This window comes from Bifidobacterium sp. POST2/T3 (B1) (assembly GCF_058197115.1).
Genome location: NZ_JBVPQK010000107.1, coordinates 1 through 7,857, shown reverse-complemented (window position 1 = coordinate 7,857; position 7,857 = coordinate 1). Strand labels below are relative to the sequence as shown.

The window sequence follows — 7,857 nt, the reverse complement described above, 5'->3', positions numbered from 1 at the left end:
CATCGAGGAGGCGGCCGGCATCCTCAAGCACCGCAAGCGCAAGGAACGGGCCCTGCACAAGCTGGCCAACACCGAGGACAACCTGTCCCGTCTGGACGACTTGATCGGCGAGATTCATCGGCAGTTGGGGCCGCTGGGTCGCCAGGCTAAGGTCTCCCGCCGGGCCGACATGATCCAGGTCAGTCTGCGGGACGCCCAGGCCCGCATCCATGCCGACGACGCTCTGACCTCGAAAAAGAAGCTGGAGGATCTGCGATCGCGGTTGGTTCAGACTCGGGGGCAGCTGGCCAGGGGGCAGGAGGACCTGACCAGGGTCAAGTTGCGCATCGAACAGCTGGAGGGGCTGGACCGACAGTCCAGTCCGGCCCTGGAGGCGGTCAACCAGCAGTGGAACGACCTGACCAAGCTGGGTGAGCGGGCCGTGTCCCTGGCATCCTTGGCCAGGGAGCGCAGCCGTTCGCTGGAGGCCGGCATGGTGGCCGACCAGGGGCAGGATCCCGGGGTGCTCAGGCGGCGGGCCGACGAACTCAGGGGCCAGGCCGACCAGGAGGAGGGCCAGGTCGGAGCCGACCGGATCGCCCTGGATGGCTGCGTTCAAGCCCGTGCGGATCTGGAGCGGCGGCTGGCCGCTCACCGGCAGACCATGACCGAGCTGCGGCAGGCTGCCAGAAAGCGGCAGGTTCGGCTGGGCGACCTGACGCAGCTGGTGGCCAAGGAGGAATCGGCCCTGGAACTTTCCAAGCAGCGCGAGCGTGACCTGATCCGACAGCAGGATCAGGTCAGGGAGGGTCTGGAGCGTGCCAGAAACCGGGTGCGGGACTTGGACAGCCAGGAGGAGAGCCCTGACCAGGACGGCAGACAGGCCCTGGACCAGGCAGGCGAGGTCAGGGACCAGGCCCGCAGCAGGCTCAACGACTTGCAGGAGCGGGAACGCCGGATCCAGTCCGATGCCATCTCGGCCCAGGCCAAGGCTGATGCCCTGGCGGACACGCTGGACCATCGCGGCGCGGGCGAGGCCCTGTCCCAGGCCGGGGATCCGGCCCTGCTCGGTCAGCTGACCGACTTCGTCCGCGTGGAGGGGGGCTGGGAGGAGCCCCTGGCCCAGGCCCTGCACAACTATGCCTCGGCCCTGGTGGCCAAGGATGGCCAGACGGTCGACCGGACCCTGGAGCGGGCCCGCCGGGACCGTTTGGGACGCGCCGCGCTGATCTCGGCATCAGGCCCGCTCAAGGGGGCAGGAGTAAGTCCCGGCGATGGCCCTTGGCGGTCGGCCGCCGACCTGGTGGTCCTGCGCGAGCATCCTGCCGACCCCGACCGTGCCCAGGGGGTGCTGGCGGCTGTCCGCAGTCTGCTGGCCTCCACAGCTGTCGTCGATGACGCCGATCAGGCCCGCCGTGCCCTGGAGGACGGATGGCAGCAGGCGCTGACCCGCCCGGGCGACATCTATGACCGGGTAGGTGCTGTAGGCGGATCCGCCCCGGCCACCAGCGGCCTGGCCTTGACCGCACGCAGGGATAAGGCCCTGGAGCAGGTGGAGGCCCTCCAGGAGGAATCCAAGGCACTGCAGCCGCAGATGGATGCGGCCCGGGCCGCCCTTGAGCAGGCTGAGCAGCAGCTGCAGGAGGCGCGTAACCAGTGCACCGAGGCCCGGATCAAGGCCGAGCAGGCCGCCCGGGAGTTGGCCGCTGCCCGCAAGGAATCGGATCGGGCACAGGCCGGAGTCAAGGATCTGGATGACCGGCTGGCCCAGGTGCGCGACCAAGTGCGCACCCACGAACTCAAACTGGAGGATCTCAAGGCAGGTCTAGCCCGTGCCCAGGAGGACGGGGGGTCCGACCCTGATGACGCGGAGGGCATGGAAGACCGGCAGCATGAATTGGAGACGGCCCTGGACCAGGCCCGCACCGCCGAGATGGAGGCCAAGCTGACCTGGACCGAGAGCGACCGGCGGCATGCCTCCCTGCTGCGGCAGATTGATCTGCTGCGGGATCAGGCCGACCAGGCCGAACGCCATCGTCAGCGGATAGGCGAGGAGAACCGTCGTCGCAAGGCAGGCATGGTCTCCCTGGGGCTTATCGCGCTCAGGGCCGACCTGCTGACCCAGCTGATCAAGGGGAGGATTGATCATGCGGCCCGCCGCCGGGATCAGCTCAGGGCCAAGGCTTCGGCCCATGACGAGGAGCTGACCGATCTGAGGGCCAGCAGGGATGCTCTGGAACCCAAGGTTGCTGGTCTGCGCCAGGATGAGCACGGTCTGGATCTGGAGCGGGAGCGCCTGGCCGGTGAGGACGGCCGTCTGCGCCAGCGCATCCAGGATGACCTGGGCATGGAACCGGGGGAGTTGATCCGCGAATACGGCCCCGACCGGCCGGTGCCCATCCTGGATGACGAGGGCAACCCGGTGCCCCTGGACCAGGAAGTACCGGGGGAAGATGGGGATTCGCCAGCCTTCACAACGGTGCCCTACCAGCGTGGTGAGCAGGAGAAGCGGCTGGCCAAGGCCAAGCGGGACCTGGCCGCCCTGGGCAAGGTCAACCCGCTGGCTACCGAGGAATACGAGGCCCTTGAGTCCCGCAACCGCTACCTGCACGAGCAGCGTCAGGACGTGATAGGCTCCCGGGACGATCTGATGGCCCTGGTCAAGGATCTGGATTCGACCATGGTCACGGTCTTCAAGGAGGCCTTCGACGACACCGCCCAGGCCTTCGAGCACATCTTCGCCACCCTCTTCCCCGGCGGGCGCGGGCGGCTGAGGCTGGAGGACCCGGACGACCTGCTGACCACCGGCGTTCTGGTCGAGGCCAGCCCGGCCGGCAAGAAGGTCCGCAGGCTCTCCCTGCTCTCGGGCGGGGAGCGGTCGCTGACGGCCCTGGCCCTGCTCCTGGCCATCTTCACGGCCCGGCCCAGCCCCTTCTACGTCATGGACGAGGTCGAGGCCGCCCTGGACGACGTCAACCTGACCAGGCTCCTCAAGGCCTTCGAACAGCTGCGGGAGCATGCCCAGCTGATCATCATCACCCACCAGCAGCGGACCATGGGCATCGCCGACGCCCTATACGGGGTCACCATGCGGGGGGACGGGGTGACGGCCGTCATCTCCCAGCGGTTGAAGGATCCGGATCGTTCCGGTCGCGAAGAGCCCGAGCCCGATCAAGGGTGACCTGTGCCAGGACCGCCTGGGAGTCCACGATGGGCAGCTGCGGCATGGGGTAGGCCTCGTTGAGCACCGAGAGCTCGGTGCAGCCCAGCAGGACCGAATCGCAGTGGTAGTCGTTCAGGAAGGCGTCGAGGACGCCCAGGTAGCGGTCCCGGTCCAGTCGGCCTTCCTTGACGTCGTCGTAGATCAGCGCGCTCACCCGGTCCTGCAGGGCCTGGTCCGGGTCCACCAGCCGGTAGCCGGCGCTGTCGGCCGGGCCCTGGTAGATGGCGGCATGGCGGGATCCCTCGGTGCCCATGTATCCCATGCGCGGATGGGATTTCGCGGGATAGTGCCGATCGGCCCAGTCGATGGTGGCCTGGGGCATGCTCAAAATGGGCACCGGGGTCAGGGCCTGGAGCCTGGGCAGAATCTGATGGGCGGTGTTGCAGGCCATGACCATGAAGGAGGCGCCCATGGCTGTGGCCTGGTGCACGTCCTCGGCCAGGTAGGGGAAGGGGTCATCCTTGCTGCGGCCCAGGATGAAGTCGGTGCGGTCGGGAACGGTGGCGTGGTTGAAGACCACGTAGTCCAGAAAGTCCTGGTCCCGGTGCGCCCCGGTCAACCGGTCCAGCACCCGTACGAAACTCTCGGTGGCCAGCGTGCCCATGCCACCCAGGACGACGAAGAAGTTCCTCATGCCAGTGTCCTTTTGTCACGGAAGTAGCGCCGGTAACGACGCCGATAGATCGCAAACATGTGTCGAATCAGCAGCCAGCGCCTGAAATTGCGGTCCTTGCCGTACTCCAGGGTGGTGCCCCAGTCCCCGCGGCGGATCATGGCCATGGCCTGTCGCTTGTCTTCGGATTCGGCGCAGTATTTGCGGAAGATGTCCTTGGGGATCTCCATCCAGAGGCGGTGCCCCCGGCCGAAGACGGTGCGTCCGTTGAAGGGGGTGTCCAGGACCAGGTCGTCCACAAAGCAGCGGGCCAAGTTGAAGCCATTCAAGGTGACCACATAGCTGCTACGGCCTTGGCGTAGATTGATCTCGAAAAGCTTGTAGACCCCGTCGCGCGGGTCGTATTTCATGTCGAAATTGGCCACACCGCTGTAATTGATGTCCTCCAGGAAGGCCTTGATCCGGTCAAAGATGTCCTGGTTGTAGTCGGGCATGATGGCCGCATAGTTGCCCACGGCTTCGGGAGTGGGATCCTCCAGCAGGGGATGGCCCAGAAACATCATGCGCACCCGGTGGTGATGGTCCACGTAGGCATTGAGCACCCTCATGTTGTCATCGCCTCCTGGCACGAAGTCCTGGATGACCATCTGCGAGGTGTACCCGGCCTGGTAGGACCTGCGGATCATGGTGTCTAGCTCGTCCGGGTCGCTGAATATAAAGGCCTTTTTTCGCCCGGGGAAACTGATATTCAGCCACTCGTCGCTGTCGGCTGCCTTCATGGCCACCGGGTAGTCGAAGGGCAGATTCCGGTGGCGGCCGGCTTTCACGTCTTCAGCATCTACCGACACTGTCTTCGGGTGGGGCAGGTCATAGCGATCGCAAAGCTCGTAGAAGGAGGATTTGAGCGAGAGGGACCGGTTCAGCTCCTGGTCGATGGCGTTGAAGGCGAATCGGTCGCGCAGGGAATTGCCGAACTTGTCCAGCAGGTTGGCGTAGCTGTCCCCGCAGGGCAGTAGGAGCAGGGTGGCCCCTGGATGGTCCCGGTGATAGGCGTCTGCCCATTTATTTAGGGCGGGCACAAAGACCTTGGGATTGGTGAAGTCGGTAACCAGGTGCACGTCGAGGATCCGGCTGTACTTGGTGGGGGAGAGCTGGTAGTGGCCGAATACAGTGGAGACCAGTCCGTAGGCCTCGTGGAAGGCCCGCGCCATCCCGTAGGCGTTGATGTCCGTGCCCAGTATGACCGGTTGGAACTCTTTCATCTTTCTGAAACCACCTACCATGTACTCGTGCACCCCATTCTGCTGTGGGGCATTCGGCTTTCCATATTAGGGAACCGTCGGGATCGTCAGCTGCGGGCTGCGCCTGTGGCTCCCAGGTCGTAGCTTTCCGTACCCAACAGACGTGCCACAACGTGGTCGTCGCCCTCGTAAGGTACATGGCTGCCGTTCTTTTTGAACCAGCGCTCCTCACCCTTGCCGATGACCAAGGTGATTCGCAGACGATCCTCCGGCCGGCCAGGATCTCCCAGGGCCTGCCTGATGGCTTGGGCCCTGTCCGGCACAATACTGGCCTCCAGCCCAGGGTTGGTCACGAAGCCCAGCATCTGCCTGTCCACCTGGTCCGAGCTTTCTCCGTCCTCGTCATCAGCGGTCAGGATCAGCCGGTCGACGCGGTCCTGGGCGGCATTGACGATGCCCTTCCTGCGGTCGATGGCCTTGCCGCCTGCAGAGCCGGTGACCAGGGTGATCAGGGGTCTGCGCTCGCCGTAGCGCTCGTCCACGAAGTCCAGCAGCGCAGTGACCGAGGCCTTGTTGTGGGCGTAATCGACATAGACCACCCGGTTGTCGGCCTTGAAGCGTTCCATCCTCCCGGCTATCCTGACCCTCTCCATGGCCTGAAGGACGTTTGCGTCAGGTTCCAGACCCAGACGGATCAGCATGGCCAGGGCGGCAGCCGCGTTCAGGGCGTTGAAATCCCCGTCCATGGACAGGCTGACTGGCATCATGACTCCGCCCGAAGGCCCTATCAGATAGTCGTCGCCTCCGCCAGGAGTCCTGTGGACCAAGATGTCGTCATGCTTGGAACCATCGCCGAAGGTGGTCACTGGAATGCCGACGAATTGGGCATCCTGACGGATCAGGTCGGCTCCGCAGGCTTCAGCTCCCAGGACCAGCTGCCGGCTGTTGTAGATTATGCGACGCTTGCAGTAGAAATAGTCCTCGAAGCTGGGGTGCTCGATGGGGCTGATGTGGTCAGGGGATATGTTCAGGAATGCCCCCAGGTCGAATGTCAGCCCGTAGACGCGATCCACCTTGTAGGCCTGGGAGGAGACCTCCATGACCAGGTAGCGCATGCCGGCGTCTGCCGCCTGGCGCATCATGCGGAAGAGGTCCAGTGACTCGGGTGTGGTCAGCTGGGACTCCTGGTAATGGCGGCCGTCCAGACAGTTGTCCACTGAGGAGAGCAGAGCCGCTCGGCCTGCGGAGATCTTGCCCAGCATGGCATGCAGAAAGTAAGCGGTGGTGGTCTTGCCCTTGGTGCCGGTAATTCCTACCAGGGTCAGCTGCTTCTGGGGATAATCGTAAAAAGCGGCAGCCAGCAGGCTCATGGACTTGCGCACGTCGTTGACGATGATCCCCGTGGCTCTGGTGTGGGAGGATAGATCCTGCTGGGCTACATAGGCAGCCGGTCCTTCGGGATTGCAGACATCCAGATATTCGGGCAGGAAACGGCCCTTGCAGAAGAGCAGACTGCCGGCTCCAGCCTGACGGGTGTCGTAGGTGATATTTGTGAATGGTTTGGATGACTGGGTGTCCTCTGGAGTATTCAAAGTCCACTGATCGCTCTGGATTACCTCGCGTAGCTGGCCCTGTTCGCGCAGCAACTCCAGGGTTGAAGTCATCGTCAGCGCCATGCCCGTCTTCCCCTTGTCTGTTGATTGTCACCTGACTTGTCCAGCCCCGATTGGTGACCTTGATCGAGACCAGACCCAAGTCTAAACCGCCTTGGAGCCAAGGCAGGAGAATCCGGCGACCCCTTGACTGAATGGACAAAAGCGGGCGGCGGGTCGGCCTCGGATCTGAGCCTCAGAGCCAGGAGTCGGTGACTGGACGGCGGCCTTGGGAGAGCAGGTATTGATTGAAGTGTTCCCGCCACTTGGCCTGTGCCTGCCGCTGCCAGTCCATAAGGGAGTCCATGGTGATTCGCGCTACCTGGGGGAATAGGGTGGTCATGGGCTTGATCAGGTCCACGGCCGCCACCGTATCCGCCGTGGCGTCGTGGAAGTTTCCATGGGGGATGACGCCGTAGTACTCGCTGGTCAGCCCCAGGGTGCGGCGGCCCGACCGGTGGGAGATCTCCCTGTCCAGGACCAGAGGGTCCACCACTAGCAGATCCCCCTCGCTCAGGGGCTTGACTGAGCCTGCGCACCAGTGGGCGATGTCCCCGTCCAGCATCTGCACGTCGAAAGGGGCGTTGTAGGCCAGCAGGGGGATGCACTTGTCCTGGGCGCGGGCGATGAATCCGGCCATTTGCTTGGTCGCCAGTTCAGGCTCCATGCCCTCGGCGGTCAGCTGCTGATCGGTAAACCCGTTGACCCGGCTGGCCCCCTTGCTGATATGTCGGTGCGGATTGACTATCCAGGTGGCTACTACATCCCCTGAATAGCCCTTGGTCGGGTCGCGCAGAACCAGGCTGGCCGAAACAATGCCGTCCTTGCCCGGTTTGGTGCCCGTGGTCTCGGTGTCGAACCCCAGAAGCCAGGAGTCCCCTAGGCGTGTCGATCCCCTTTGTTGGGGAGCGGACTGAAGCGCCTGCTCCATGCTTGTGTACTCGGTGTTTTCCATAAGCGTGATTTCTCCTCAGTCATTATGGTAACCGAGGACCGACCGGCCCGCGACCGGGTCGGAACCGCGACGGGCGAGGGGGGATGGCACAATAGGGGTGTGGCAGATACCAGCGAACTCGAAAGCAGAAAACGTCAATTCGAGGCCCTGGCCATGCCTGCGGTGGATGTGCTTTACCGACAGGCCATGCGCCT

Annotated in this window: 5 protein-coding genes; 1 reads left to right on the top strand and 4 read right to left on the bottom strand. The window is 64.2% G+C overall.

What is annotated here, in order from left to right; all coding sequences use genetic code 11:
* Positions 1-3,160 (top strand): AAA family ATPase (locus tag AC0AP0_RS06475; RefSeq protein WP_490429779.1); only part of this gene is annotated, 3,160 nt, incomplete at its 5' end.
* Here AC0AP0_RS06475 and AC0AP0_RS06470 read toward each other — a convergent pair.
* From AC0AP0_RS06470 to AC0AP0_RS06455, 4 genes are all read right to left on the bottom strand, one after another.
* Positions 3,093-3,836 (bottom strand): aspartate/glutamate racemase family protein, encoded by a 744-nt coding sequence (locus AC0AP0_RS06470; protein WP_490429778.1) that lies wholly within the window; start codon positions 3,834-3,836, stop codon positions 3,093-3,095. The two genes, AC0AP0_RS06475 and AC0AP0_RS06470, sit on opposite strands and share 68 nt — an antisense overlap.
* A complete protein-coding gene (locus AC0AP0_RS06465) occupies positions 3,833-5,077 on the bottom strand; it encodes a carboxylate--amine ligase (RefSeq protein ID WP_490429777.1) in 1,245 nt (414 codons plus the stop codon). The genes AC0AP0_RS06470 and AC0AP0_RS06465 overlap by 4 nt, the downstream gene beginning before the upstream one ends.
* A gap of 86 nt (positions 5,078-5,163) precedes the next feature.
* Positions 5,164-6,732, bottom strand: a complete 1,569-nt coding sequence (locus AC0AP0_RS06460) for a Mur ligase family protein (protein WP_490429775.1) — start codon at positions 6,730-6,732, stop codon at positions 5,164-5,166.
* A gap of 172 nt (positions 6,733-6,904) precedes the next feature.
* A complete protein-coding gene (locus AC0AP0_RS06455) occupies positions 6,905-7,663 on the bottom strand; it encodes an exonuclease domain-containing protein (protein ID WP_254477024.1) in 759 nt (252 codons plus the stop codon).
* Positions 7,664-7,857: the final 194 nt, after the last annotated feature.